Below are 26,431 nucleotides of genomic sequence, written 5' to 3'. Positions count from 1 at the left end.
TCCGTGTGGCTTTACTTTGCGATCGTCTTGATGCTGATGATCGTGTTCGCCATCGACTGGCTCACGCCGCTGAGAATCGCCATCTGGGTGTTCTACATGCTGCCGGTCGCGCTGTGCATGTGGGTCGACCGGCCGACCGTGCCGTTCATGACTGCGGGCGCAGCGTCCGTGCTGACGGTGCTGGGTTTTTACCTCACAACAGGCGACGCCGTCGTCACCACGTTCGTGCTGCAGATCAACCGGGTTATCGGCGTGATCGTGATGTTCGTGCTGGCCGGCGTGGGGCATCTCTATATCAAATCGCGGCTGAACCTGCAACGCAGCGCCTGGCTCAAGCAGGGCGAAGTCGAGGTCGGACTGCAAATTCGCGGTGAACTCACCCCTGCTGCGATTGGCGAAGGCATCCTTCGTTCGCTGGTGCCGTACGTTGGGGCGCGCGTCGGCGTGCTGTACGCGCGCAAAGGCGACGTGCTGGAGCGCATCGCGGCGTGGGCGCTGCCTGCCGACAGCGCCGTGCCGCAACGGATCACACGAGGACAGGGACTCGTCGGGCAAGTGCTCGATGAGAAAAAGGCCCTCGTCGTCACGGGAGCATCGGCGCAATTCCTGAAGGTCGGTTCGGCGCTCGGATCGGCGGCGGCGAGCCACAGTGTCGTTGCGCCGATGATGGCCGACGGCGACGTGACCGGTGTGCTGGAACTGGGTTTTATCGGCGACGAAAACGCCTTCAGCGACACGCGTGAACTGCTCGACAACGCGTCCGAAGCGATGGGCATGGCGCTGCGCTCGGCGGAGTACCGGGCGCGCATGGTCGAGCTCCTGGAAGAAACGCAGCGCCAAAGCGAGGAACTGCAGGTCCAGCAGGAAGAGCTTCGGGTATCGAATGAAGAACTGGAGGAGCGCGGTCGCGCGCTGATGGAAACGCAGGCGCGGCTCGAAACGCAGCAGGCGGATCTCGAACAGACCAACGTGCGGCTGGAAGAGCACACGCACAGTCTCGAGCGGCAGAAAACGGAACTCGTGCGTGCGCAAAAGGAACTGGAGGCGAACGCGCTGGCGCTCGAGCGCGCGAGCCAGTACAAGTCCGAGTTCCTCGCCAACATGTCGCACGAGTTGCGCACGCCGCTCAACAGCTCGCTGATCCTCGCGAAGCTCCTGCAGGATAACAAGCACGGCAATCTCAGCGACGAACAAGTGCGCTACGCCGCGACCATTCATTCATCGAACAGCGATCTGCTGTCACTGATCAACGACATCCTGGATTTGTCGAAGGTGGAAGCGGGGCAGATGGACGTGCAGTTTGCGCCGGTTGCCATTGACGGAATGCTGCAATCGCTGCGCCAGTCGTTCGCGCCGATCGCGGATTCGAAGGGGCTGAAGCTCGTGACGGAGCGCGCCGAGGGCGTGCCGGAATATTTCGTCACGGACAACCAGCGCCTGCAGCAGGTGCTGCGCAATCTGCTTTCGAACGCCTTCAAGTTTACGGAGCGCGGGCAGGTGACCGTGTCGGTGCATAAGGCCCAGGACGACGATGACTCCGTGCGCTTCGATGTCCGCGATACCGGCATCGGCATCGCACGCGACAAGCAGGACCTGATCTTCCAGGCGTTCCAGCAAGCCGACGGCACGACCAGCCGCAAATATGGCGGCAGCGGCCTTGGCTTGTCGATATCGAGGGAATTCTCGCGTTTGCTGGGCGGCTCGGTGAGCGTTTCGAGCGAGCCGGGCAAGGGCAGCGTCTTTTCGGTCACGCTGCCGTTGGGCGTGCGTGAGGGTACGGTTACTGCAAAGCTGGATGTGATCGGGCACATGGGCGAACCAGTGGAAACTTCCGAGGCTTTCGCCAAACCGCAGCATCAGGAAGCGCCCGTGCAAAGCCACGCGCCGGCGCATCTGACGGCGCAGGCGGCATCGAATATCTCCGAGCCTTCGTCGTGGCGTGCGTCGGTTGCGAGCCATCATGTTCCGCAACCCATCGCCGATGACCGCGCCAACCGCAAGCGCCCCGACCGCGTGATCCTCGCGATCGAAGACGATTTGCGTTTCGCGCAAATCCTGCACGACCTCGCGCACGAACTCGAATTCGACTTTGTCCACGCGACGACCGCAACGCATGGCGTGGAACTCGCCCGCGAGTTGCAGCCGAACGGCATTCTGCTCGATGTCGGCCTGCCAGATCAATCGGGCCTGACCGTGCTCGAATGGCTCAAGCACGACCCGCTGACGCGCCATATCCCCATACACGTGGTTTCATCGACGGATCACGCCGATATCGCGCTGCATCTCGGCGCAATCGGCTACACGCTGAAACCGAGCGCCCGCGACACGCTCGCGGGCGCGATCCGCAAGCTCGAAGCGCGGTCCGCACAGGGCACGCGGCGCGTGCTCGTGGTCGAGGACGATCCTACGCTGCGCCAGAGCATCCACGCGTTGTTGCAGAGCACGACCGTGGAGATCGTCGAAGCGGGAACGATTGCGGAAGCCATGGACGAGATCAATCGCGGCACGTTTGATTGCATCGTGATGGATCTGGCGCTGCCCGATGGCTCCGGCTACGACTTGCTGGAACGGGTATCTACGTCGCAGGAACATGCATCGCCGCCGGTGATCGTATACACGGGGCGCGTGTTGTCGCCCGACGAAGAGCAGCGTCTGCGCCGCTATTCCAAGTCGATCATCATCAAGGGCGCGAAGTCGCCGGAACGCCTGGTCGATGAAGTCACGCTGTTCCTGCACAGCGTGGAAAGCGCATTGCCGCCCGAGCAGCAGCGCATGCTGCGCGCGGCGCGCCAGCGCGACGACGTGTTCGAAGGCCGCACGATCCTTCTCGCCGAAGACGACGTCCGCAATATCTTCGCGTTGTCGCACGTGATCGAGCCGCTCGGCGCCAAGCTTGAAATTGCGCGCAATGGCCGCGAGGCGCTGGACGCGCTGGCGCGTCATCCGGATATCGATCTGGTGCTGATGGACATCATGATGCCGGAGATGGACGGCTTTACTGCCATGACCGAGATCCGCAAGGACCCGGAACATGCGCGCCTGCCGATCATCGCGCTGACGGCGAAGGCGATGGCGAGCGATCGCCAGAAGTGCCTGGAAGCCGGGGCGGACGATTACATTTCGAAGCCTATCGACGTGGACAAGCTGGTCTCGCTATGTCGCGTCTGGCTGCGGCAACGGTAGAAGGCCGCCATGCCAAATCGAACCTCGAAAGATCCGGACGAAGCCATCTTCGACATCGAGTTGAAGCTGTTGCTCGAAGCCGTCTATCTGAAATACCAGCATGATTTCCGGCATTACTCCGTGAGTTCGTTACGGCGGCGGCTAGGGCAGGCGTTGATCGACCTGGGCTATCCGACGCTCTCGCAACTGCAGGAACGCATTCTTCGCGATGCCACCCTGTTCTCGCGCCTGTTCCAGTACCTCACGGTACAAGTCAGCGAAATGTTTCGCGACCCGACGTATTTCCGCGCCATTCGCGAACAGGTCGTGCCGATCCTGCAGACGTATCCATCGATCAAGGTCTGGGTTGCGGGATGCAGTACCGGCGAGGAACTCTGGTCGCTCGCGATCCTGTTCGCGGAGGAAAACATCGCGGACCGTACGGTTTTGTACGCCACCGACATCAACGCCGGCGCGCTCCGGCAGGCCGAAAGCGGCATCTATCCGCTGGATCGGCTGGCGAGTTTCAGCCAGAATTACCTCGCGGCCGGCGGCAAGCGTTCGCTTTCGGACTACTACCACGCGGCTTACGGTGCGGCGAAGTTCTCGCAGACGCTCAAGTCGCGCGTGGTTTTCGCCGATCACAGCCTTGCCACTGACAGCGTGTTCCTGGAAGCGCATCTGGTGTCGTGCCGCAACGTGCTGATCTATTTCGATCGCGCGTTGCAGGATCGCGCGCTGGGTCTCTTCAGCGATTCGCTCGTGCGGCGGGGGTTTTTAGGCTTGGGCAGCAAGGAAAGCATCCGCTTTTCGAAACACGCGGACAGCTTTGCCGACTTCGATGCGCGCGAGCGCCTGTATCAAAAGGTTTAAACGATGAAAGTGCTGGAAGAATCGTTCAGCCCGCTGGCCGGGATCGACGCCATTGTCATAGGTGCGTCTGCCGGCGGCGTGGAGGCGTTGAATCAGTTGTTGCCCGCGTTGCCGGCGGGGTTTCGCCCCGCGGTGCTGGTCGTGGTTCACGTGCGCGCCGACTCGCCGAGCCTGTTGCCCGAGCTGTTTGCCGCGCGTTGCCGCTTGCCGGTGGTGGAACCCGACGATAAAGCCACCATCACCGGCGGCACGATTTATCTCGCGCCACCGGGTTATCACATGTTGGTCGAGCCCGATGGCACGATCTCGTTATCGGTCGATCCGCCGGTGCGGTTTTCGCGGCCATCGGTGGATGTGCTGTTCGAATCGGCGGCGCTGTGTTTTGGCGATGCATTGCTTGGCATTGTGTTGTCGGGCGCGAACGACGATGGCGCGCGCGGCCTCGCTGCGATCAGGAACGCCGGTGGCCGCTGCTGGGTGCAGGACCCGCAGACTGCGTCGTCCACCGCAATGCCGCTGGGCGCGATTGCGCGCGGCGGAGTACATGATGTTCTTACACTCGACGCGATGGCCGCACGCTTGCGCGGCATCGGACAAGGATCTGCGACGTGACCCAGGTTGACTTGGAGCTGACACCCCAAATGGAACTCCGCTAATGGAACTCAACAGGCAACCGATTTACGTTCTGATCGTTGACGATGTGCAGAACAACATCACCGCGCTCGAAGCCTCGCTCGCGCGGCCCGACATTTCCGTGCTGGCCGCCGGATCGGGTCCCGCCGCGCTCGAATTGCTGCTCAAGCATGAAGTCGCGCTCGCCATCCTCGATGTCAACATGCCCGGAATGGACGGTTTCGAGCTTGCGGAACTGATGCGCGGCAGTCCGCGCACGGCGCACGTGCCGATCATCTTCCTGACCGCGACCGCACAGGACACCGGGCGCACGTTCCGTGGCTACGAAGCCGGCGCGGTTGACTTCCTCTACAAGCCGTACGATTCGCGCATTCTCAACTCGAAGGTGGATGTGTTCATCCAGATCGAGAAGCAGAAGCAGCAACTGGCCACGCAGCTTGCAACCGTCCAGCATCTCCTCGATGCCAACGAAATGCTCATGGCTGTGCTCGGCCACGACCTGCGCACGCCGTTGTCGGCGGTGATTGCATCGGCGGAATATCTGGCGCGTTTCGTCCCTGATGAAAACGTCGCGAATATCGGCACGCGTATCAAGAGCAGCGGCATGCGGATGGTGCGCATGGTCGATCAGCTGCTCAACCTCGCACGGCTGCGAGGCGGACGCGTGACGCTGCAGCCGCGGGCAGTGGAATTGCTGACGCTGGCGAAGAATATCGTCGAGGAATACGAAGCGCGTGTGGGCAAGGGGCGCATCTTCATTTTCCGCGACGGCGATACGTTGCTGCAGGGCGATGGCGATTTGTTGTCGCAGGTGTTTTCGAACTTGATCGGCAATGCGTTGACGCATGGACGCGAGAGTTCGCCAATCCACGTGCGCCTCAACGGTGAGACAGCGGACGAAGTGACGATCACGGTGCAGAACGCCGGCGAGATTCCCGTGGATGTCCTGCCGACGATTTTCGCGCCGTACCGGTCGGGCAGGCCGCAGCAGGAAACGGGTGGTCTTGGGCTCGGGCTGTACATCACGCGCGAGATTGCGCAGATGCATGGCGGCCGTGTGGAAGTGCGCTCCGATGCCGAGAATGGCACGGTGTTCGAAGTCACCGTGCCGCGCGAGGCGGTGGCGCGGCGCGCCAGCAGCAATTCCGGAGAGACCGCGCAGCCGTTCCGGCTTGACTGATTGGGGACGATGAAGCGGACGCGTGCGCTGTCCGTTTTGCCGGTCTTGTCTAGAATGCTCCCTGATGGGCGTGAGCCGGTTCATGGCCGCCCAAAAGTTTATGCCTTGGTTGGCGCAATAATCAGGAGAAGCGAACATGCCGAGTCCGGATCTCGATACTCGAATAGAAACGTATTACGTGCGTGTGCAGGGCGCGGTGCAGGGCGTCGGTTTCCGTCACGCGACATTGCGGCGCGCGCATTCGCTGGGCGTCCGCGGGTGGGTGGCAAATCTCGAGGATGGGTCTGTTGAAGCGATGATTCAGGGGCCCGCAAATCAGGTCGATCTAATGCTCGAATGGTTGCGGCGCGGACCGCCGCATGCGCGGGTTACGGATCTGACCAGTGAGGAGCGGTATATCGAAAAGCGGTTCGAGCGGTTCGAGCAGCACTAGGTTCAAGCGCTTGTCGGCGGGCGGATACCGGTAACGTCATCGGCCGTCGGCCCCAGTCCTTCACATGCGCATTGACGAAACCCGCAGCACCCAACTGATTCAGTCGGAGGAGTGCGCGGGTTCTGAATAACGCCACACGCGGGAAAGGCGATCAATGCTCACCCCGCGACCAGCAAACTCTCTGCAAAGCCCCATTCATCATCCGTCCATTGCCTTGCGCAACGGAAACCCGCGTCCGATGCCAGCGGCCCCACTTCATCCGCGCTGTACTTGTGGCTGCTCTCCGTCCAGATCGTTTCGCCTTCGCGAAACTCCACGGTCAGATCAGCAGCGCGAATCGTCGCCTTGACCGGGCGCGTTGCGCGCAAATGCATTTCGATGCTGCGTGCATCGGGATTGAAGCGCGCGAGATGTTTGAACGCATCCAGCGGAATATCGGCGTCCAGTTCGCGATTGATCCGCGCGAGCAGATTCAGATTGAACGCGGCCGTAACGCCAATCGGATCGTCGTAGGCGGCGATCAGCGTTTCCAGCGGCTTGAGCAGATCCATGCCGAGCAACAACGCATCGCCGGGTTTGAGCATGCCACGTATCGATTTCAGGAAACGCGTCGCGGCAAGCCGCGAAAAATTGCCGATCGTGCTCCCCAGGAATAGCACGAGCAGTACTTCGCCTTCGCGCCGGTTGGCACTGACTTCGGCGAGTCCGGCAAGGTAATCACGCTCATATCCAACGATCGCAACACGCTCGATATCCCCAAGTTCACGCTTGCACAATTGCAACGCGGCAGGCGAAATTTCAATCGGACAGTATTCGGTCGCGCCGTTTGGCCGCTTCTTCGATAACGCTTCCAGGATGCGTCGCGTCTTGCGTCCGCTGCCGCTACCCAGTTCGGCGACGGTCACGTTGCGCGGCAATTCAGCCACGATATCCGCCGAATGCGCCAGCAGCACGCGCTCCTCCGCACGCGTCACGCCGTATTCTGGCAATGCGGTGATGACCTCGAAAAGCGCGGAGCCGACTTCGTCATACAGATACATCGATGGCAATTCTTTCTGCGGCGAATGTGTTAGGCCGTCATGAACGGCGGCGGCGAACGCGGAGGGAAAACGCGATTGATGAGCGGCGTGATTCGTTGCCAAAGGCATGGGGTGTCTCCAGATGTCGCGCCCGGTGGACGCGGCCAGTTGTGCATGACAGGCAATCTACGAACGCACCGGTCATGAGATCGGGCCCCGCGATGCAATGCCTCGCAGGGCGCAACAGAGTCAGCAAGAAGCGCGCTTGGCAACGCATATTGGAGCGTATTGTTTGAAGTTGCGCTGAGATGGCCTGTAAAAGATCAAGCGCCATCAGGGAAACGCACGAGATCCTCACCATAAAGCGGGCGATATCAACTTCATTGCGAAGCGCCTCCGCCGGGAAAATCGCGCAAGAACTACAGGCCATCGTGACGCTTTTTACACGCCGCATATGAAATGCAGACGACTGCCTGCGGTGGGGCGTCCACTCCACAGCCTCCGCAACGATAAACATCGTGGATAGGCCCACTGGCGCGTTGTTTGCTTGCAACTAGCGATTACGCCCAGCGCATACATCACTCTAGCTTTGCGCTGTCATGCCGTTTCCCCTCGCCTGTGCCCGATTCATGACCGACCCCGTTAGCCCCGATTCCGCGATCGCACGTCTCGACGATACGGGTGCACACTGCTTCCCGGCGCCCGAACCCACCGCGCGCGCCGACGTACCGTTCGGTTTCCCCCTCGGTCCGCAACCGGCGGAGCCTGAACCCGGCGTGACCACCGCCCCGGCCCTCGACGCCGCGCCTAATTCCGACCCGTTTTTCCTGAGCGTCCTCAACGGCAGCACCGATTGCATCAAGATCGTGAAACCCGACGGCACGCTCGAGTTCATGAACGCGAACGGCATCTGCCTGATGGAAATCGATGACTTCGCGCCGTTCAAGGGCAAGTCGTGGGTATCGTTGTGGCCGGCAGAATCGCGCGTCTTGTTGAGCGATGCCATCAGCAACGCGCTGCAGGGGCGGCATTCCCGCTTCGAAGCGCTTTGTCCGACAGCCAAAGGCACGCCGAAGTACTGGGAGGTGACGGTTTCACCCGTCAACGGTCCGACGGGCGTGGAATGGCTTGTATCGATTTCCCGCGATATCACTGCGCGCGTGCTCAACCTGCGTTCGCTCGACACGGCGCTGCAGGAGCAAAAACGTCTCAGCGAAGCGCTTGAGCTGCACAAAGAGACGCTGGAACAGCGTATCGATGAAGCCACTGCCGCGCTGCGCGTAAGCGAATCCGAACGCCGCGAGACCGCTGCGGTGCTCGCCCAGTCGCAGAAAATGGACGCGGTCGGCAAGCTGACCGGCGGCGTGGCGCACGATTTCAACAACGTGCTGCAAGTCATTGGCGGCAATCTGCAGCTTGCTGCGCAGGACGCCGAGGGTCACGAGTCCTTGACGCGGCGGCTCGCTGCCGCACACGAAGCAGTCGAACGCGGCGCGAAACTCGCTTCGCAATTGCTGGCGTTCGCGCGGCGCCAGCCGCTCGAACCGGTGGCGCTGGACGTCGCGCGGTTGTTGCGCAGCTCGGACGACATGTTGCGCCGCGTGCTGGGCGAGACCATCGAGCTGGAGACGGTGGTGTCGGGCGGCCTGTGGAATACGCTCGCCGATCCGAATCATCTGCAGAACGTGATCGTCAACCTGGCCATCAACGCACGCGATGCCATGGACGGCGCCGGGCGCCTCACCATAGAAGCCGGCAACGCGATGCTCGATGACGAGTACACGCGCCATTACGACGACCTGCGCAGCGGCCAGTACGTGATGATCGCTGTATCCGACACGGGTACCGGCATGGCGCCCGAGGTTATTGCGCGGGCCTTCGAGCCTTTCTACACGACCAAGCCGGAAGGCCGCGGCACGGGACTGGGTTTGAGCATGGCGTACGGTTTCATGAAACAGACCGGCGGCCACATCAAGCTTTACAGCGAACCGGGCGAGGGCACGACGGTCAAGCTCTACCTTCCACGATCGATGGAAGAAGAAGCGCACCGCGTGGAGACCTTGCACGAACCGGTCACGGGTGGCACGGAAACGATCCTGGTCGTGGAAGACGACCCGAACGTGCGCGCAACGGTTGTCGACACCTTGACCGAACTCGGCTACAACGTCCTGAAATCCGCCGATGCCCAGAGCGCGCTGAACGTGCTCGAAAGCGGCGTTCACGTCGACCTGCTTTTCAGCGACGTGGTAATGCCCGGACCGCTACGCAGCGTCGATATGGCGCGTCGTGCGCGCGAGATGCTGCCGTCGCTGGAAGTCTTGTTCACCTCCGGCTACACGGAAAATGCGATTGTCCACGGCGGCCGGCTCGACGCAGGCGTGGCGCTGATCAGCAAGCCGTACAGGCGGGATGCGCTCGCACGCAAGGTGCGTTCGATGCTGCGCACGGAACAAAGCCAGCCGCCCATTCAGGCGCACCCTGAGGAACCAGCCGGCCCGCAGGCGTTACGCGTCCTGGTCGTGGAAGACGATATCAACACGCGCGAGGCCACGCGGGAGTTGCTGGAACTGCTCGACGCGCAGGTCCACGCGGTGGACAGCGCTCGGGCTGCGCTCGATCTGATCGGCAATCAGACTTTCGATGTCCTACTCACCGATGTCCGTATGCCCGGCATGTCGGGCCTCGACTTGGCGCGCGCTGCGAGGCGATTGCAGCCGCGCGTGCGAGTGGTGCTGGCATCGGGTTATGGCGCGAGCATTGCATCGGAACTCGGCAGTGACTTGAGCGATGCGACATTGCTGGCCAAACCCTTCAACTTCGATCAACTCGAACAGGCCGTGTTCAAGAAGCCATGACGGGTTGCGGCGTGCGCGTGGTTTGCGTCGGCGCGCTGCCGCCTGCATCCGAATAGTCGGCCGCAACCGGCACCACGATCCGCACCATCAGTCCGTGTTCCGGCCCGTTGCTGATCTCGCACCGGCCGCCGAGTTCGCGTGCGAGGCGTCCGACTATCGCCAGGCCGAGTCCGCAATGGCCGTCTCCGGCGCGCGCCGGATCAAGCCGCACGAAGGGCTTGCGGGCATCGCTCAGACGCTCCGGCGGGATGCCGCCGCCGTAGTCGCGTACAGTGATCACCCATTCATTGCCGCGGCGGGATGTGCTGATATCGACGGGCGGTGCGCCGTGTTCCAGCGCGTTATCCACGAGATTCGTCACCAACCGGTCAAGCGATGTCCGCGGCAACCTGAATCCGTCCCCCGCCAGCAGCTCGAGCCGGAACAACGCGTCTTCGCCGGCCTCGTCCTGCGCGAATTGTTCCGCCAGGAAGCCGTCCACGCCGACCGCCGGACCCACCGACGGCGTGCTTGCCGCGAACTCCAGAAACTGCTGCACGATCCGCGTCAGCGAATCGATATCGCGGATGAAATGCGCGCGCTCGGCGTCGTCGTCGACAAGCACGCTCGCCCGCAGTTTCAAGCGTGTGAGCGGCGCTTTCAGATCGTGCGCGATGCCCGCCAGCATCACGGCTTTTTCGTCGTCGGCGTCGTTGATCTGCCGCATCATCTGGTTGAATGCGCGAATCAGGTCGCGCAATTCGCGCGGTCCGCGTTCTTCAACGGGCACCGGCCGCTCGCCCGTTCCGAACTGCCGCGCGCTTTGCGCGACACGCGACAACGGCCGCTGCAATTGCCATGCGGCGACCAGCGAAAGGATCACGGCTGCCAGCAACATCCCCACGGATTCGATCAGAATCGGCGGCGCCGCCGGCAAGTCCACGGGCGTCACGATCCAGTTGGGATTGTCGGGATAACGCACCCAGAGACGCGGCGAATGATTCGGGCCATCGACAGCAATCTGTGCGCCGCGCGGCAGCAGGTTGCGCAGCTCGCGCAGCAAATGCACGATCGGACCATGATCCGGTTCGCGCAACGCGACGCCTTCAGGAAGATTCGCGGCCAATACGAGCTTCGCGTTCAGCGCGGGCGCTATCCGCACGCCCTGGCGCGCGTCGTCGTTCGCGGCGGCCAGCACGAGCGTCAGGCCGCGTGCGTAACCTTCGGCATCGTGATGGGGACGCTGCACGGTCAGTACCGCGAACCAGCAGGCCTGCACGGCAAAGAGCACGACCAGTGAAATGAGCGCCATGCGCCCGAACAGCGAGTTGAACGGGTTGCTCCGGGCAGAGGAGCCTCGGGCAGGAAAGCCTCGGGCGGAAAAGCCCCGGGCAGGAAAGCCGAAGATCTTCATACCGGCGCTGCACGATCGGGGCGGTCGCGGACTCCATCGGGATCGGGGATGAACACGTAGCCCTGGCCACGCACGGTCTGGACATGGCGCGGACTCGCCGGATCTTCTTCGATGATCCTGCGCAAGCGCCAGATGGGAACGTCGAGGCTGCGGTCGTTGAAGGTTGCATCGTCACGATGCACGAGATCGTGAATCAGCACGCGCGACAATACCTTGTACGGATGCTTGACCAGTACCTTGAGCAACGCAAATTCGCTGTCGCGCAACGCAATGCGCTCGGTGCCGCTCAACAGCGCGCGCGTGACGAAGTCGAGCTCGAAGCGGCCGAAACGCTCGCTGGCGCGGGTTTCGGGACGCGCCGAGGACGCAGGCGCGCGCCGCCGCAAAACCGTATCTATTCGGGCAAGCAACTCGCGCGGATCGAAGGGTTTGGAAAGGTAATCGTCGGCACCGAGTTCCAGGCCTTCCACTTTCTCCGTCACGCTGTCGCGTGCAGTGACGAAGATGACTGGAATGTCGTCCCCGGCGGCGCGGACCTGGCGCAACGCGGTGAGGCCGTCGACGCCGGGCATCATGATGTCAAGGACCACAATGGACGGCCGTTCGACTTCCAGCCTCCGGCGCAAGGCGGTGCCGTCGTGCAGGACAGTGACTTCCAGCCCGCGCGTAATCAGGAAACGGCTCAGCAGGTCGCACACTGCCGGGTCGTCGTCGACGATCAATACCGATGTAGTCATGCGGGAAATTTTAGCTGTGCAGGATAAGGATGCGGCTTTTCCGTGACCTTTGCATGGTTACGGATTCTTACGCGACGCCGCCGGGAAAACCGTCGTTTTGCGCGCATTGCCGGCTCGGAGGCTTGGCCGGCGCGGCTCGCCGATTTCGTCTGAGGCACGCGAGCCATCGCTCCTCGTGCAATCCGATGAAAGGCGCGGAAAGGAATCCCTGTCGCGAAAGTCATATTGCGCGTCTTAGAATCGCTGCATGACCCAACACGTTCTTCTCGTCGACGACGACCCCGTAGTGCGCGACCTCGTGCGGGAATTCCTGCAAGGCCATGGCCTCGCGGTATCGGTAATGCACGACGGTACGGGCCTCAAGCGCCGTCTCGACGCAGAACGGCCGTCCATCGTCGTGCTCGACGTCATGATGCCCGAGCAGGATGGCATCAGCGCGTTGCGCGACCTGCGCGCAGCCGGCGACGATATTCCCGTCATCTTCCTGACTGCGCGTTCCGATGTGATCGATCGCGTGATCGGCCTGGAACTGGGCGCAGACGATTATCTGGCCAAACCCTTCGATCCGCGCGAATTGCTCGCACGCATCCGAACAGTCTTGAGGCGGCGTGATGCAGCGTCGCCGGGCGCGCCGGAAGACCGGCCGCCGTACCGGTTCGGTCCGTATGAAGTGGATTTCGCTGCGCGCGAGCTGCGCCACAACGGCCAGCGCGTGCCGCTGCGATCGGGCGAATTTGCAACACTCAAGATCTTCGTCAAGAACGAGATGGTCGTTCTCACGCGCGCGCAGTTGAATGAAAAGCTGCGCGGACAGGCCGGGACTTATCGCGACCGCAGCCTGGATGTATCCATCTGGCGCTTGCGCCGCCTACTTGAAGCCGATCCCTCCGACCCGCGCTACGTGCAGACCGTCTGGGGCCAGGGTTATATCTTCGTCCCGCAGGGCGAGACCGGCGCGGTCGAGCGGGCGCTAAGGCGGGCATCGACTGAAGGGTGAAAAGGCTGTATAGCGGGACTGCAAAGCGGGGCATTCCTATATGTATCCGCTGAAATGATCCGTTACCAACTGCATCAGTTATTTCTTCGCTGCCCGCATAAGATCATTTCCATAGTCCCGACCACGGGATCTGGAGAACTCAAATGAAACGCGTTGCAGCAGTCTTGTTGATGGCCGGTACGCTCACAATGGCAGGTCAGGCGTCCGCACACGATCACGGCGGAAATGGCGGCGCCGTAGTCGGCGCATTGCTGGGTGGTGCAGTGATTGGGGCACTGGTCGGGTCTGCCGTCACGGCGCAGCCGGTGTACGCAGCGCCTGTTTATGCCCCGCCGGTCTACGCTCAACCCGCTTATCAGCCGGTTTATGCGCAACCGGTTTATGCACAGCCGGGCCCGCCGCCGGGATCGTGCTACGACAATTATCGCGGTGCCTATGTGCCGTGCGCTCCGCCGCCCCAGCGCGGTTACTACCAGCAACAACAAGGTTGGTAATAACGGGGTATCGGAATGTTGGACCGAAGACCGGGCACGATGCCCGGTTTTTGTTTTGCGCCTCTAAAAGCCCTTTGACGATACCTTGTCCACGCAGGGCAAGGTCACAAGTGCCGCGCCCTCAGTAATCGCCTGGATGCCCGTCTGGCAAGGCTTACCGCCCATCAAATAAGTGCTTGAGCGGCACGCCGTTTGCAGTACAGGAAGGGCGGGCGTTGCGACATTGTCCTTCGCAACGCAATCAATGGAATTTCCAGGAGGCTGCAATGAAACATATATCCAAGAAAATTTTGGTATCGGCTCTTGTCCTTGGCTTGTCGGGCGGCGTGTACGCTCAGGCGGGCGGTGGCGGTGGTGCAGGCGCCGGTGGCGGCGGTGGCGCTGCAGGCGGAGCCGGCGGTAACGGCGCGGGTGTCGGCGGCGGAGGCGGCATGGGCGGCGCGAATTCGGGCGGCGCGAACGGTGCCGGCATGGGCGCAGCGCCGGGCAGCACCGCAACCGGCGGTGGCATGGGCACGGGAACGGGCACCACGCCGAACATGAAAGCCAACGGCAGCAGCACGAACAACAACGGCAACGTTGCGGCGCCTAATGGCGGCGCCATGTCGAAACCGCAGTAAGCAGGTGTTCAGGCATGAAGGTGGCCGGTTGCATCGATCGATGTAGCCGGCTCTTTTTTGTCCGCCGTATCGCTGAACGTGTTTGCCTACGCACGCCCCTGTTATTTCCGGCACATAATACAAAGCACGCAAGAGCCTTGCCCCGCGCGCGTTCGGCTGGTTATCCAGCTTTCCGTCGCCCGGCTTCAGGACGCTATTGACGTAACCCGATGCCGGGTCATACGCTCATGCGACCTGCTCGCCGGACGACCGGGTTACCCGATTTGGAGACTTCGCGCCTTGCATTCGTCGGATTCCTCGGCACTGGACTTGCCCTTGCCCTTGCGCAATTTCGCCGGAACGCGGCGGATCTTGCTGATGGTGCTGGCGGCATCGATTCTGTTTCCGGTCGCGTTTCTGCTCGGCTACGGTTATTACGATTACCAGCGCCGCATGGAAGATGCCGACGATATCGCCGACCGCATCGCACGCGTCGCCGACGAACATGCGAGCAAGGTGCTCGACCTGAACCGCCAGATGTCGATGCGCGTCGTGGAGATGCTCGGCAACAGCGACGATGCCCGCATCCATGCAAACCAGAAGCCGATTCACGAACGCCTGAGCGAGATAGGCGAATCTTTCGCGCACGTCGCCGGAATCACCGTTTTCGGCGCTACGGGCGACATGCTGGCGAGCAACCGCTTTTATCCGGTACCGTCAATTTCCATTGGTACACGCGATGACTTCGTTAATGGCCGCGCCATTCGTCCGGAACCGTATTTTTCGCTTCCGCTCGTGGGCAAGATTGCCCAGAGCGATGTATTTACGACGAGCGTCGGGCGCAGCGCGAGCGACGGACATTTCCTCGGATTGGTATCGATCGCGCTGAAGCGCGAATATTTCTCAAGCTTCTACAACGATTTATCGAACGGCGATCCGGGCGTGACCGTGGGCCTTTACCGGCGCGACGGCGGCATTCTCGTGCGCGAACCGCCGGGTCCTTCCAACGTGTCCCACGCTCGAAACTCAGCGTTCACGTCGGCCATGCGCAGCAATGAATTGTTCGGGCGCGTGCGGGTGAATTCGAGCGTGGACGGTGTCGAACGGATCCTGGCTTTCCGGCGAGTGGGCGACTATCCGCTATACGTGGCAAGCGGTTTTCCGACGTCCGTCATCTTTGCGAACTGGCGCCGGCATTACGCGCTGATCGCGGTGATCACGGCCGTGCCGTGCATCGCGGTCTGGTTGCTCGTGTTGTTCTCGCTGCGCCAGTTGCGCTCGCAGCAATCCGCATGGGAACGTTGGCAGGCGGAAGTGGCCATGCGGCTTTCGGCGGAAGCGTCGAGCCGGCAACTGCGGCGCATGGGCGCGCTCGGCAATCTGGTCGCGAACGTGGCGCACGACTTCAACAACTTGCTGATGGTGGTATCGGCGAACATGGAGTTGGCGCGGCGCAAGAACTTCAACGGGCTCGAACGGGAAGTGCTGGCGGTGGAACGCGCGACTGCGGGCGCCGAAGCGCTCGCCCGGCGTTTGCTCAGCGTTGCCCGCAAGCAGCCGCTCAAGCAGGAAGCCATCGATCTCACCACGTGGCTGCCCGCTGCGGCCGGGCTGATCGAAACGGCGGTCGGCGAGAAGATTCAGGTCAAGGTGCAGGTTTCGCCCGACATGTGGGGCGTTCGCGCCGACGCCACGGAACTCGAATTCGCGATCATCAATATTGCGGTCAACGCACGCGATGCCATGCCGCACGGCGGCCGTTTCGCGATCCGCTGCCAGAACGTGCGGGTCACTGCCGATAACGTCCTGGCCGACGGCGAATATGCGCTGCTGGCCTTTACCGACACCGGCGAAGGCATGAACGATGTCACCGCCCGCCGCGCGTTCGAGCCTCTTTTCACGACCAAGCTGAGCGGCGCGGGCACGGGCCTCGGGCTCGCTCAAGTGCTGGCGGCGTGCGAGCAGGCGGGCGGCACGGCGCGGCTCGACAGCGTTCCCGGACGCGGCACGACCGTGCGGCTCTATTTGCCGCGCTGGAACATTGCGCCGCAAGTGCCGCCGGATGATCCTGACGCGGACGCTTGCGGCCCGGCGCTGCCGAAGCCCGAGACAACGCAAGGCCCGGGTTCGGTCCTGCTGGTCGAGGACAACGAGGAAGTCGCCGCAGGCGTCGCGGCGGTGCTCGCCACGTTCGGCTGCGATGTGCGCCACGAACTCACCGCCGACAAAGCCTTCGACGTCCTCAACGAAGGTGGACGCTTCGACCTGGTGTTATCGGATATACAGATGCCTGGGCGGCTCAACGGCATCGACCTGGCGGAGAAAGTGCGCGGCACGTGGCCCGCGCAGCGGATCGTGCTGATGACCGGTTATGCCGATGAATTCGAGCGCGCGCGGCACACGGGCGTGACCATTCTGGCGAAGCCGTTCAATATCGACGAATTGCGTGAACTTGTGCAGGGTTGATACCGCAACTCAGCGCGGGGCCGCCGATGAAAAAAATTCGCTGAGCAATTCCGAGACTTGCCACATTGCGCACGGGCGCCGGCAATGGCCGTCGTAGCCGGCCGCCTGCAAGTCCTTCACCACGTCTTCCGGCAGGAAATTGCTCATGGCGAGCAATAACGTTCGAATGTGCGCGGAGTCGAGACTGAGGGTGCGAACGAAGCCGGTGTTACCAGCCAGGGTCAGCCGTGTATCGATCATCAGCGCCTGCGGACGCCATGTATCGATCAGCCCGGCCAGCGCCTCAAGAGTCGTCACGTGTTGGGCGGCCATGCCCTTCAGGCCCAGCAGCAGCACGAATGACTCGCCAATCATTGGATCTCGATGGGCAATGACGACGCGCCGCACGTCCCTGAAAAGGGGCGCACGTTTAGGGTTCCAAAGGGCGAACTGCTCATGGTTTGCTTCGAACGGGCGTCTGGTCACGGCTTCCTCGGAGATGAGGCGATCGGTATGCCGACCGTTGACGCATCGGGGAATCGAAGGCGTAAGGCACTGCGCCGCTGTTGCGGCGTTCAGTCTTCGATAAAAAGCGGAATCAGGAGAGAGCTGCAGCAAGAAACGGTCCGAAAGGGCGGACCGGAGTTGCCAACGATGAAGTGTTACGTCTGCTTATTTGGGGCGATCAATATCCCGCCTGAGCGCCAGCGGGCTCGGCATCGAACTGGGACGAGATCTTTTTGACCTGAAGACCAACTTTTTCGGCGTACGCTTTCGATCCGCCGTAGCTTTTCAGCGCGGCATCCACGTCACCGCGTGCCGACTGCACGTAACCATGCAGAATTGCGGACCCGGCTTCAATGTTGGCATCGGCTTCCGTCAGGTCGATATTGCGCACCAGTTTCTTGTGCGCAGACGGCACGACCTGCATCAATCCGGTTGCGCCATTCGCGCCGCGCGCGTTTTCCTTGAAGCGGGATTCGATCGAGATGATCGCGAGTAAAAGCGCGGGGGGAAGTGAATATTTCGATGCCGCCGACATCACCGCCGCCGAAATCTGCTCGGCCTTCGCACGCGCAACGCCGAATTTCTGCGAGATGAGACGGGAAACCTGGTGCTTTGCCTGGGCGTCGGCATCGGCTTCGCTTGCGGCGAGTTTTTGATCCATGACCGCTGCGGTCGTCTCCAAGGAACGTTCCTGAGCCGTGGCGTCGTGCATCGCGCCGAGCGACAAACTGAAGGTCAGCGTCAGCAGGAAGAGTAGTCGGCTCATGGAGGGGCGCCATCGGAGAGAAGGTCGCATTATACCGATGGAAAAAAACCTTGCAAATCATGCGCTTGGTCGAAATGGCGAATTACGCAGAGGATTGGCCGAACGAGCGCGGCGCGCGTCGTGCTTCAAGACTGCGCGATTTCGACGCTCGCGAGCGTCATCGGGCGGACGCAATCGCGGCCCGCGGCCTTGGCTTCGTAGAGCTGTTGATCCGCGTCGCTGAGCAGGCCGTAAGCGCCGCCGAGCCCCGGCGGCGCGGCCGTGGCGCAGCCGATGCTCACCGTCAGCCGCCCGATCAGACTCCCCCGATGCGCAATCGAACGCGTCCTGATGCGCGCACGGATCGTCTCGGCCAGATGAAGCGCGCCGTCGATCTGGGTATCGGGGAGAAGGACGACGAACTCTTCGCCGCCGTAACGCGCTGGAATGTCGCCGGGCCGACGCACCGACAGCGCGATGCATTCCGCGACCGCCGCCAGCGCGTCGTCGCCGAGAGCGTGGCCGTAGTTGTCGTTGTAGGCCTTGAAGTAGTCCACGTCGATGAACAACACCGATACCGCCGTGTTGCTGCGTCGTGCGCGCCGCCATTCCTCGTCCATGCGCTCGTCGAAGGCGCGCCGGTTGGGCAGGCCGGTCAGCGCGTCGGTGCCCGCGAGCCGCACGAGCTCTTCCTGCGCGCGCGCCCGTTCCCGCAACGACAGCGTCAAAAGCCACGACAGCGCGATAAAACTCAGCCCGAACAGCAGCGTCAGCACGCCGACCACGGTGCTGCGCGCGCGCCACGTTTCGAGCACATCTTCCTGCGCGGGCGCCACGCCCACGATAAACGGCGTGCCTGGCACGTGCGCGAACGTGAAGATGCGCTCGACCCCATCAACAGGCGATTTCGCCACGTATGACCCTGAGCTTGTATGCGTCATGCGGGCGAACGTGGCTGAGCCGGCGACGTTGCGATTGATATCCTCGCCGAGGAAGGGCTTTCGTACGATCAACGCGCCATCGTCCTGAACGATAAAAATCGATCCCTTCGGGCCGACTTCGATCTTGTCCAGGAGCGAACGGAAATACTGGAGGTTCACGGTCAGCAACGCAATGCCGGCAAACGATCCGTCGGGCGCGTTGATACGCCGGCTCATGCCGATCGCCGCGCCGTTCGCGTGGGTCAAGTAGGGATGCGAGAAAAACAAGCCGACCGATGGGTTGTTTCGATGGGCAAGGAAATATTCGCGCTCGGCGAAGGTTTCGGGCGGCGTGGCCGTGGGGTTTTCTTTTATGATGACGCGGCCGCGGGCATCGATAACGTAGCTGCCGCCTATGTATGCCGCCGTGGTCGCGCGGTCGAAGAGAATCCGGCGGCGCAGATTGAGCGGGAGCACCATGATGCTCGCGTCCTGCGCGCCATCGACCACGGCGCGAAGCGACAGATCGTAGATTTCGACGTTGCGGGCAATATCGCCGCCAATGATCGACACCAGATTGGCCGACGTCTCCCGGGCGTGGCTCAGTGCTTCTTCGCGGCCCTGGTACAACGTGGCGATCGACAAGCCTGCCATGACGACCGCAACGGCAGTTCCGGCAATCCCGGCAAGGAGCGGATAGCGTGACAGGGAATTTGCCATGCTGAGCGCTGTCCATCGATACCGGCCGCGGCGCTTTCGCGAAGCTGTTCCAGGTGGCAGGCCGGATCTCATGGCGCGCGCCTCGTCCGGCGTGCAGACGGTTTTGCGCCGGGAGGGCTTTCAGTCGTCAGCATGGATATCGTGATTGGCATCGCGGCTGTATCGGATCGAAGGCGCGGATCTGGGCTGGCCACCTTGTACGGGCCAGGACGTCGCGGAAAACGCGTGGTGGTGGTCAACCAGAGCGGAGGCGCATCGGCTGTGCCTGATGTACGGACGCTAAAAAAACCCGGAGAAGATTACAAATTCATTTCGAACGTGATAGCCTTTGTCCGTCCTTGGGGAGTAGCCGGCTTCCAGCCATTGGAAGCGCTCATGTCAACACGCTTGGTTCGATCGAACCGTGGCATGAGCAACCGATCTGTATTCTGGTTGGCAAGACCATCGATGTAATGCCGCGACCGGTCGGGCTCGGCGAGACATCGTATGTTCCTGTCCCGACCCGAACATGATCATTGTCCCCATGAATATCGCTTCCACCATCCTGCTCGCCTTCGCCATGTCGACGGACGCCTTCGCCGCCGCTGTCGGCAAAGGCGCGACGTTGCGCCGTCCGCGTATGCGCGAGGCGCTGCGCACCGGCCTGATCTTTGGCGTCATCGAGGCGATCACGCCGCTCGTCGGCTGGGCGCTCGGCAAGGCCGCGGCCCCGTACGTCATGTCGTGGGATCACTGGATTGCCTTCGGGCTCTTGCTCGTGCTCGGGTTGCGCATGATTCGCTCTGGGTTCAGCACGCCCACGCCCGAGGCCGAAAAACCCGTGCGCCACGGTTTCTGGCTGCTCGCCGCGACGGGCTTGGCAACGAGCATCGATGCCATGGCGGTGGGCGCGGGACTCGCTTTTATCGATGTGAATATTTTCTCTACGGCTGCGACCATCGGACTTGCGACGCTGATCATGGTGACCATCGGCGTGATGGTGGGACGCTTCTTGGGCCGCGCGGTTGGGCAACGCGCGGAAGTGGCGGGCGGCTTGATCCTGGTCGCCATCGGCTCGGTGATTCTGGCCGAGCACCTCGGATATGTGAGCTGACCGGTCTATTCTCAGACGGTCGAGCGCAGCCGGCGCGAGTTGCTGTCGTTGCGGAAAATGATCGGATGTTCTTCAGGTTCGCGTTGTACCGCAGCCTGCCGCACCACGTTGATCACCGTCTCGTGATGGGGTGATTTATCGCAGACCGGGTCCGCGTTGGCCGGGTCGCCCGTGAGCAAATAGGCCTGGCAGCGGCAACCGCCTGCATCGATCGTTTTCTCTTCGCAGCTTCGGCATGGCTCCTTCATCCAGTCGAAGCCGCGAAAACGGTTGAACGCATCGCTTTCGTACCAGATCTCGCGAACGGACGTGTCCTTGACGTTCGGGAACGTCAGGCCCGGAAGCGAACGCGCGGTGTGACACGGCAAGGCGGCCCCATCGGGCGCCACGCCGAGGAATACCGAACCCCAGCCGTTCATGCATTTCTTCGGCCGCGTCTCGAAGTAGTCGGGCACGACGAAGTAGATCTTGCAGCGATGCCCGATCTTCTCCCGATACCGCTCGACCACCGCTTCGGCTTCTTTTAGTTGCTCGGCTGTAGGCATCAGTTGCGCGCGATTTGCATGGGCCCAGCCATAGTATTGAGTGTTCGCGAGCTCCAGATATTCTGCGCCCATTGCGAGCGCCATGTCGATGATCTTGTCCACGTGCGGCAGGTTGTATCGATGGAGCACGCAATTCAGCACCATCGGGAAACCATGCGCCTTGATCGACCTTGCAACACGGTTCTTCAGGTCGAACGTGCGCGTGCTGCTGAGAAAGTCGTTGAGCTCCTGCGTGGAATCCTGGAACGATAACTGGATGTGATCGAGGCCGGCGTCCTTCAATGCGTCGAGACGCTTGTCCGTCAAACCGATACCCGATGTGATCAGGTTCGTATAGAAACCCAGTTGCCGTCCTTCGCGCACGAGCACTTCGAGGTCATCGCGCAACAGCGGTTCGCCCCCGGAGAAGCCGAGTTGTGCCGCGCCGAGCGCACGCGCTTCACGCAGCACGCCGATCCACTGGTCGGTCGTGAGTTCAGTGCTGTGGTCCGTGTAGTTGACGGGGTTGTAGCAGAACGCGCAATGCAACGGGCATCGATAGGTCAGTTCCGCGAGCAGCCACAGCGGCGGGGCAATGACGCTTGCGGTCATGTCGCTTCCTCCAGCCATCCACGACGCTCGGCTTCGGCGATGAACAACCTCACTTCGCCGCCGAGATCCTGAGTATTGAACGCTTGCTCCAGGTCGGCGATCAGCATGTCGATATCGCGCGTGCCGTCGCAGCGCTTCAGGATCTCGCCGGCGCTCTGATTGAGCTTCACCATGCCTTCAGGATAGAGCAGCACATGCGCGTCCTGCGCCGGTTCCCACTGCAGCCGGAAGATCCCCTTGAGCTTGAGCATTGGCGCTGGCGATGTCATTGCGGAAAGGCCTTTTCGATGGCGTCGAGCATCGACCACAAGATGTCGAGCTTGAATTGCAGGATTTCGAGCGCGCGTTCCTGCTGCTGGCGTGTCCTGAAGTAGTCTAGCGTGACTAGCAGGCCGTGCTCGACGTCGCGCTGTGCAAGCGAGATGCGCGAGCGGAAATACGTAAGGCCGTCGGCTTCGATCCATGGATAACACGTGGGCCATGTCGCAAGCCGGTCCTTGTGGATTTGCGGCGCAAAAATTTCCGTCAGCGATGAACACACCGCTTCTTGCCACGGCGCACGGCGCGCGAAGTTGACGTAGGCATCGACGGCGAATTTCACCCCGGGCGCCACATGTTCCAGCGACCAGAGTTCGTCGCGCGTGAGGCCGACTGCGTCGCCCAGGCGTGCCCATGTTTCTATGCCGCCTTCGTCATCCCCGTAACCGTCGTGATCGAGAATGCGCAGCACCCAGCGCCGCCGCGTTTCCCGATCGGGACAGTTCGACATGACCGCCGCGTCCTTCAGAGGGATGTTGATCTGGTAGTAAAACCGGTTCGCCACCCAGCCGCGAATCTGTTCTCGCGAGCAACCACCTTCGTTCATCTTGACGTTGAACGGATGATGAATGTGATACGCCGTGCCCTTCGCGCGAAGTTGCGCCTCGAATTCTTCGCGGGTCCAGGCAGTTTTGCCGGCGTCTTGCGTATCTGCGTGATTCGGGCCGTTCACATGTTTCTCCTGCGAAGCGCTAATGCATGTTCAAAGATCGAATGCCATTCCGTCGAAGGCGACTTCGATGCCGTGTTCGGCGAGCCGCTGCCGTTCGGGACCGTCTTCGATCAAGATGGGATTCGTGTTGTTGATGTGAATGAGGACCTTGCGCACGCCCGCACGTTCGATCGAATCAAGCACCTCGATCATGCCGCCTGGGCCCGTTTGCGCAAGATGGCCCATGTCGGCGGCGGTCTTCTTCGACAGGCCGAGTTCGATCATTTCGTCCGGCGTCCAGAGGGTGCCGTCGACCAGCAACAGGTCCGCGCCGTTCATTGCTTCGAGTACGTGGAGTTCGAGCGCGCCGAGTCCGGGCGCGTAGAACGCGCGCTTGCCAGTCGCCTCGTTGATGAACGTCAGCCCGATGTTGTCACCACGTTGGGGCGCCGCGCGATGCGGCGAATAGGGCGGCGCCTTGCTCGACAACGGCAATGCTTCAATGCGGATTCCGGGTAATGCGGGAATGCTGAACGACTCGCCATCAAGCGGGACCGCGTGGCGTTCGACGCCGCAGTAATGCGCGAGTATCGATACAACCGGCAAGCCCGTGCTCAGGTCTTGCAGCACGGCGTCGGTGACATAAAGGGGCAACGGGGTATCGCGTTCGCGCAGCATCAGGAGACCGGTGACATGATCGATCTGCGCGTCCATGGTGATGACCGCCGCAATGCCGCTGTCGCGCGGGCGGCGCGCCGGCTGCAACTCCGGATGGGCCGCGATCTGTGCGAGCAGATCCGGCGATGCATTGACGAGCAGCCAGTCGTCGCCGGTTGAACTCACGATGATCGACGACTGCGTGCGCGACTCTGCATCGAGCGTACCGCTACGCACCCCCGCGCAATTGCGGCAATTACAGTTCCATTGCGGAAACCCGCCTCCCGCCGATGAGCCCAGCACTTTGATTTTCATTGGCTGCGTGCCTCTAGAAAAAGACATCCGGGAGCATGATCGACGTCACGCGTGATGGCGAAGAAGGCAGGGTGCGGGATGGGATCGGTGAGCAACGTGAGGTCGGCGAGTAGCCGATAGTCGAAGAACGCTGTGGGAGAGACAGGAGCGCTGCTAAAGCCGCGCGCCGGCATCAACAGCCGACGGCGGCGGCAGCGCTTAACGCGTTGCGATATACATCGTGATTTCGAAACCAAAGCGCATATCGGTAAAGCTCGGGGTCGTCCATTTCATAGCCGTCTCCATCAGGTTAGCCAACGGGTGCCGGCGCCACGACGCATGCGCCAACAAGCTTACTTCGATGCAAGCAGCGTGCCCGAAATGCGTTCGAAAGCGACGCTGCGTGTTTGAAGTTCGTTTCTTACATCGCGGCGGGTGAGGGCGGAGGAACGAAAGAACTGAAAGCGCGCCTGACTGTCGCGGTATGCAGCAAAGTGTCCCACGCCGCAAACCCTTGCGGCCTCAGGGTGAACCCCATATTCGCGAGTCTCGAGAGCGCGCTGGGCTTGAAGCGTTCGATCCCCTGATTCGCTACACTGGAATGCATCCGTTCACGGCAAGGGAGATTACATGGCGACGCGAAAGACAGCGGCGAAAACGCCGGCGGCGAAAAAGACCGCACCGGTAAAAACCGCAAAAACAGCAAAGCCTGCGAAGGATGGCGGGGTCATTCGCGTCGGTATCGGGGGATGGACATTTGAACCTTGGCGCGGCCTCTTCTATCCGAAAGACCTCGTGCAAAAGCGCGAACTCGAATACGCGAGCGGGAAGCTGACGTCCATCGAAATCAACGGCACCTTCTACGGCTCGCAGAAACCTTCGACATTCGCCAAGTGGCGCGACGAGACGCCTGACGATTTTGTGTTCTCGCTCAAGGCGCCGCGCTTTTCGACAAACCGGCGCGTGCTCTCGGAAGCCGGCGAATCGGTCGAGCGTTTTCTTGCGAGCGGCGTGCTCGAACTGCAGGACAAACTCGGCCCGATCAACTGGCAGTTCGCCACAACCAAACAGTTCGACCCAAAAGACTTCGAGGGTTTTCTCAAGCTTTTGCCCGCCAAAGTCGAAGGCCATCCGATCCGTCACGCGGTCGAGGTACGGCACGAAAGTTTTCGCGACGAAGCGTTCGTCGCGCTCGCACGCAAATACGGGGTGGCGATCGTGATGTCGGGAGATTCGGATTACCCCCAGATCGCCGATGTCACCGCGCCCTTTGTCTATGCGCGGATCATGGGGACGACCGAAGGTGAGGCGCAAGGTTATGACAGCGCCGCTCTGGATTTGTGGACCAAGCGGGCGCGCGATTGGGCACAGGGTGCGACGCCGAAGGGACTCGAAAGTGTCGCGAAAGCCGCGCCGAAAGATACCCCGCGCGATGTCTATCTCTATGTGATCAGCGGCTTCAAGGCGCATAACCCGGCGGCGGCCATGGCGCTGCTCGAACGGCTGAAGAGCAAATAAGACGCAGGCGTTCAAGTCTCGGGCTGAGCTTTCACGCGCTTGCGAATCTCGGCGTCGAGGATCAGCCTGCCGCGCAGCTTGCCCTTCATGCGCTTCACGTAACGCGGCGCCTCGGTCATGTGAACGACCATGAGTTCGCGGACTTTATCGGCGTCGCGCTCGCGCGCGGCCTTCGTGATCGCCTTGTGGATTTTTACATTGGCCTGACCGAAGCGTTCAAGTTCGGCGGCCGGCGTGTCGTTACGGAATTCGATCAGTTGCCGGATCATTTCGTTGATCAGTTCGCAGCTAAAACGCAGGAAAGGATTTGGATTGGCGGCCGCGAGGATATCGTGGAAATTCACGTCCTCCTGCCGGCGCTTGACGATATCGCCATCTTGATGCGCGGACGGCGTGTCACAGCAGGCAATGCTGTCATCGAGCGCTGTAAAGTCTGCCTCGGTGAGATGCGCGACGGCGCCGGCGGCAAGTTCGGGCTCGAGCAATTTGCGCACGGTATAAATGTCGTCGATGCTGACATCCTTGAAAAACAGGTAGTTCTGCAGCAATTGCAGGGTGCGATCCAGCGGCACTTCAATAATGGTTCCGCCGCCGCCCGGGCCGGTCGTCACTTTGATCAAACCCTGCACCTCGAGCGACTTCAACGCCTCGCGGATGGTGCTTTTACTTACCGAGAACATCTGCTGCAATTCCACTTCCCGCGGCAGCTTGTCGCCGGGTTTCAGATCCCGTTCAGTGATGAGCCGCTTGATTTCCTCGGCAACCAGATCCGGGCGCTTCTGCTGCCTGATGTCGATCGTGGCACCTGCTTTTCCTCGCTCCATACCCTTCTCCAAAGCGCTTCCTGACGGCTGTTGCAGCGCATTCCGATACCCCGGAATTTTGCCTTATTGACACCCGAATTTATTGTACCTACGATCCAGTTCATCCTATTTATCATGATAAATAGGCACTGGCTAGCAACATAAAAGGTTTCCAGTCAAAGCTGCCGCATGACGTGCGTGGCCGCCAGCAAACATTCTGTAAAAGCTTTTTAGCCGGGCCCGTCAGT

General features: G+C 61.7%; 24 protein-coding genes and 1 riboswitch. Of the genes, 12 read left to right on the top strand and 12 right to left on the bottom strand.

Annotation, left to right across the window (positions count from 1 at the left end):
* Positions 1-3: 3 nt before the first annotated feature.
* The 5 genes from AX768_RS28905 to AX768_RS28885 all read left to right on the top strand — a co-directional run bounded on the left by AX768_RS28905 (position 4) and on the right by AX768_RS28885 (position 6,281).
* Positions 4-3,183: a response regulator gene (locus AX768_RS28905; protein ID WP_442857272.1), complete on the top strand. Its 3,180-nt coding sequence runs from the start codon at positions 4-6 to the stop codon at positions 3,181-3,183.
* Positions 3,184-3,192: 9 nt separating this feature from the next.
* Positions 3,193-4,035: a CheR family methyltransferase gene (locus tag AX768_RS28900; RefSeq protein WP_062003455.1), complete on the top strand. Its 843-nt coding sequence runs from the start codon at positions 3,193-3,195 to the stop codon at positions 4,033-4,035.
* 3 nt (positions 4,036-4,038) lie between these two features.
* The gene (locus AX768_RS28895) at positions 4,039-4,647 is read left to right on the top strand and encodes a chemotaxis protein CheB (RefSeq protein ID WP_062003454.1); all 609 of its coding nucleotides are present in this window, start codon (positions 4,039-4,041) and stop codon (positions 4,645-4,647) included.
* A 43-nt stretch (positions 4,648-4,690) separates the two neighbouring features.
* On the top strand, positions 4,691-5,848 hold the full coding sequence (locus tag AX768_RS28890) for a hybrid sensor histidine kinase/response regulator (protein ID WP_062003453.1): 1,158 nt from the start codon (positions 4,691-4,693) through the stop codon (positions 5,846-5,848).
* Between the two features lie 136 nt (positions 5,849-5,984).
* A complete protein-coding gene (locus AX768_RS28885; RefSeq protein WP_062003452.1) occupies positions 5,985-6,281 on the top strand; it encodes an acylphosphatase in 297 nt (98 codons plus the stop codon).
* A 158-nt stretch (positions 6,282-6,439) separates the two neighbouring features.
* On the opposite strand, the gene egtD is transcribed toward AX768_RS28885, so the two are convergent.
* Complete coding sequence (gene egtD / locus AX768_RS28880) at positions 6,440-7,429, bottom strand: L-histidine N(alpha)-methyltransferase (RefSeq protein ID WP_062003451.1); 990 nt, start codon at positions 7,427-7,429, stop codon at positions 6,440-6,442.
* Between the two features lie 500 nt (positions 7,430-7,929).
* Here egtD and AX768_RS28875 point away from each other — a divergent pair, with 500 nt between their 5' ends.
* A complete protein-coding gene (locus tag AX768_RS28875; RefSeq protein ID WP_062003450.1) occupies positions 7,930-10,155 on the top strand; it encodes a hybrid sensor histidine kinase/response regulator in 2,226 nt (741 codons plus the stop codon).
* On the opposite strand, the gene AX768_RS28870 is transcribed toward AX768_RS28875, so the two are convergent.
* Both AX768_RS28870 and AX768_RS28865 read right to left on the bottom strand, forming a co-directional pair.
* Positions 10,142-11,446, bottom strand: coding sequence for an ATP-binding protein (locus AX768_RS28870; protein WP_082779121.1), 1,305 nt, complete (start codon positions 11,444-11,446; stop codon positions 10,142-10,144). The two genes, AX768_RS28875 and AX768_RS28870, sit on opposite strands and share 14 nt — an antisense overlap.
* Before the next feature lie 98 nt (positions 11,447-11,544).
* The gene (locus tag AX768_RS28865) at positions 11,545-12,285 is read right to left on the bottom strand and encodes a response regulator (RefSeq protein WP_062003449.1); all 741 of its coding nucleotides are present in this window, start codon (positions 12,283-12,285) and stop codon (positions 11,545-11,547) included.
* 247 nt (positions 12,286-12,532) lie between these two features.
* On the opposite strand from AX768_RS28865, the gene AX768_RS28860 reads away from it, so the two are divergent.
* The 4 genes from AX768_RS28860 (at position 12,533) to AX768_RS28845 (ending at position 16,841) form a co-directional block, all read left to right on the top strand.
* Entirely contained in the window at positions 12,533-13,282 is a 750-nt protein-coding gene (locus tag AX768_RS28860) for a response regulator (protein WP_062003448.1), read from the top strand.
* Positions 13,283-13,425: 143 nt separating this feature from the next.
* Positions 13,426-13,776 (top strand): hypothetical protein, encoded by a 351-nt coding sequence (locus AX768_RS28855; protein WP_062003447.1) that lies wholly within the window; start codon positions 13,426-13,428, stop codon positions 13,774-13,776.
* Positions 13,777-14,042: 266 nt separating this feature from the next.
* Entirely contained in the window at positions 14,043-14,396 is a 354-nt protein-coding gene (locus AX768_RS33385) for a hypothetical protein (RefSeq protein WP_062003446.1), read from the top strand.
* 279 nt (positions 14,397-14,675) lie between these two features.
* Positions 14,676-16,841 carry a hybrid sensor histidine kinase/response regulator gene (locus AX768_RS28845; RefSeq protein ID WP_062003445.1) on the top strand — a complete coding sequence of 722 codons (2,166 nt, stop codon included), beginning with the start codon at positions 14,676-14,678 and terminating at the stop codon, positions 16,839-16,841.
* Between the two features lie 9 nt (positions 16,842-16,850).
* Here AX768_RS28845 and AX768_RS28840 read toward each other — a convergent pair whose 3' ends face one another.
* The 3 genes from AX768_RS28840 to AX768_RS28830 form a co-directional block, all read right to left on the bottom strand.
* On the bottom strand, positions 16,851-17,195 hold the full coding sequence (locus AX768_RS28840; RefSeq protein ID WP_062003444.1) for a hypothetical protein: 345 nt from the start codon (positions 17,193-17,195) through the stop codon (positions 16,851-16,853).
* Positions 17,196-17,505: 310 nt separating this feature from the next.
* Complete coding sequence (locus tag AX768_RS28835) at positions 17,506-18,093, bottom strand: transglycosylase SLT domain-containing protein (RefSeq protein ID WP_062003443.1); 588 nt, start codon at positions 18,091-18,093, stop codon at positions 17,506-17,508.
* Between the two features lie 125 nt (positions 18,094-18,218).
* The gene (locus AX768_RS28830; RefSeq protein WP_062003442.1) at positions 18,219-19,712 is read right to left on the bottom strand and encodes a sensor domain-containing diguanylate cyclase; all 1,494 of its coding nucleotides are present in this window, start codon (positions 19,710-19,712) and stop codon (positions 18,219-18,221) included.
* Between the two features lie 328 nt (positions 19,713-20,040).
* Positions 20,041-20,220: riboswitch (yybP-ykoY riboswitch) on the top strand.
* Between the two features lie 15 nt (positions 20,221-20,235).
* On the opposite strand from AX768_RS28830, the gene mntP reads away from it, so the two are divergent.
* Complete coding sequence (gene mntP, locus AX768_RS28825; protein ID WP_062003750.1) at positions 20,236-20,805, top strand: manganese efflux pump MntP; 570 nt, start codon at positions 20,236-20,238, stop codon at positions 20,803-20,805.
* Positions 20,806-20,816: 11 nt separating this feature from the next.
* On the opposite strand, the gene pqqE is transcribed toward mntP, so the two are convergent.
* From pqqE to pqqA, 5 genes are all read right to left on the bottom strand, one after another.
* Entirely contained in the window at positions 20,817-21,941 is a 1,125-nt protein-coding gene (gene pqqE / locus AX768_RS28820; protein WP_231941578.1) for a pyrroloquinoline quinone biosynthesis protein PqqE, read from the bottom strand.
* Positions 21,938-22,210, bottom strand: a complete 273-nt coding sequence (gene pqqD, locus AX768_RS28815) for a pyrroloquinoline quinone biosynthesis peptide chaperone PqqD (RefSeq protein WP_062003440.1) — start codon at positions 22,208-22,210, stop codon at positions 21,938-21,940. Before pqqD ends, pqqE begins: the two co-directional genes overlap by 4 nt.
* The gene (pqqC, locus tag AX768_RS28810; RefSeq protein WP_086381248.1) at positions 22,207-22,932 is read right to left on the bottom strand and encodes a pyrroloquinoline-quinone synthase PqqC; all 726 of its coding nucleotides are present in this window, start codon (positions 22,930-22,932) and stop codon (positions 22,207-22,209) included. The genes pqqD and pqqC overlap by 4 nt, the downstream gene beginning before the upstream one ends.
* Before the next feature lie 30 nt (positions 22,933-22,962).
* Positions 22,963-23,883 (bottom strand): pyrroloquinoline quinone biosynthesis protein PqqB, encoded by a 921-nt coding sequence (pqqB, locus tag AX768_RS28805; protein ID WP_062003438.1) that lies wholly within the window; start codon positions 23,881-23,883, stop codon positions 22,963-22,965.
* 198 nt (positions 23,884-24,081) lie between these two features.
* Positions 24,082-24,156: a pyrroloquinoline quinone precursor peptide PqqA gene (pqqA, locus tag AX768_RS28800; RefSeq protein ID WP_062003749.1), complete on the bottom strand. Its 75-nt coding sequence runs from the start codon at positions 24,154-24,156 to the stop codon at positions 24,082-24,084.
* Positions 24,157-24,492: 336 nt separating this feature from the next.
* Between pqqA and AX768_RS28795 the strand changes: the two genes are divergently transcribed.
* Complete coding sequence (locus AX768_RS28795) at positions 24,493-25,380, top strand: DUF72 domain-containing protein (RefSeq protein WP_082779119.1); 888 nt, start codon at positions 24,493-24,495, stop codon at positions 25,378-25,380.
* 11 nt (positions 25,381-25,391) lie between these two features.
* Here AX768_RS28795 and AX768_RS28790 read toward each other — a convergent pair whose 3' ends face one another.
* Complete coding sequence (locus tag AX768_RS28790; RefSeq protein WP_062003437.1) at positions 25,392-26,204, bottom strand: FadR/GntR family transcriptional regulator; 813 nt, start codon at positions 26,202-26,204, stop codon at positions 25,392-25,394.
* Positions 26,205-26,431: the final 227 nt, after the last annotated feature.

Origin of the sequence: Burkholderia sp. PAMC 28687, from assembly GCF_001577465.1 — a bacterium.
Classification (GTDB): domain Bacteria; phylum Pseudomonadota; class Gammaproteobacteria; order Burkholderiales; family Burkholderiaceae; genus Caballeronia.
Note: the sequence above shows the minus strand (reverse complement) of the source record. Positions and strands in the feature narration are given on the sequence as shown.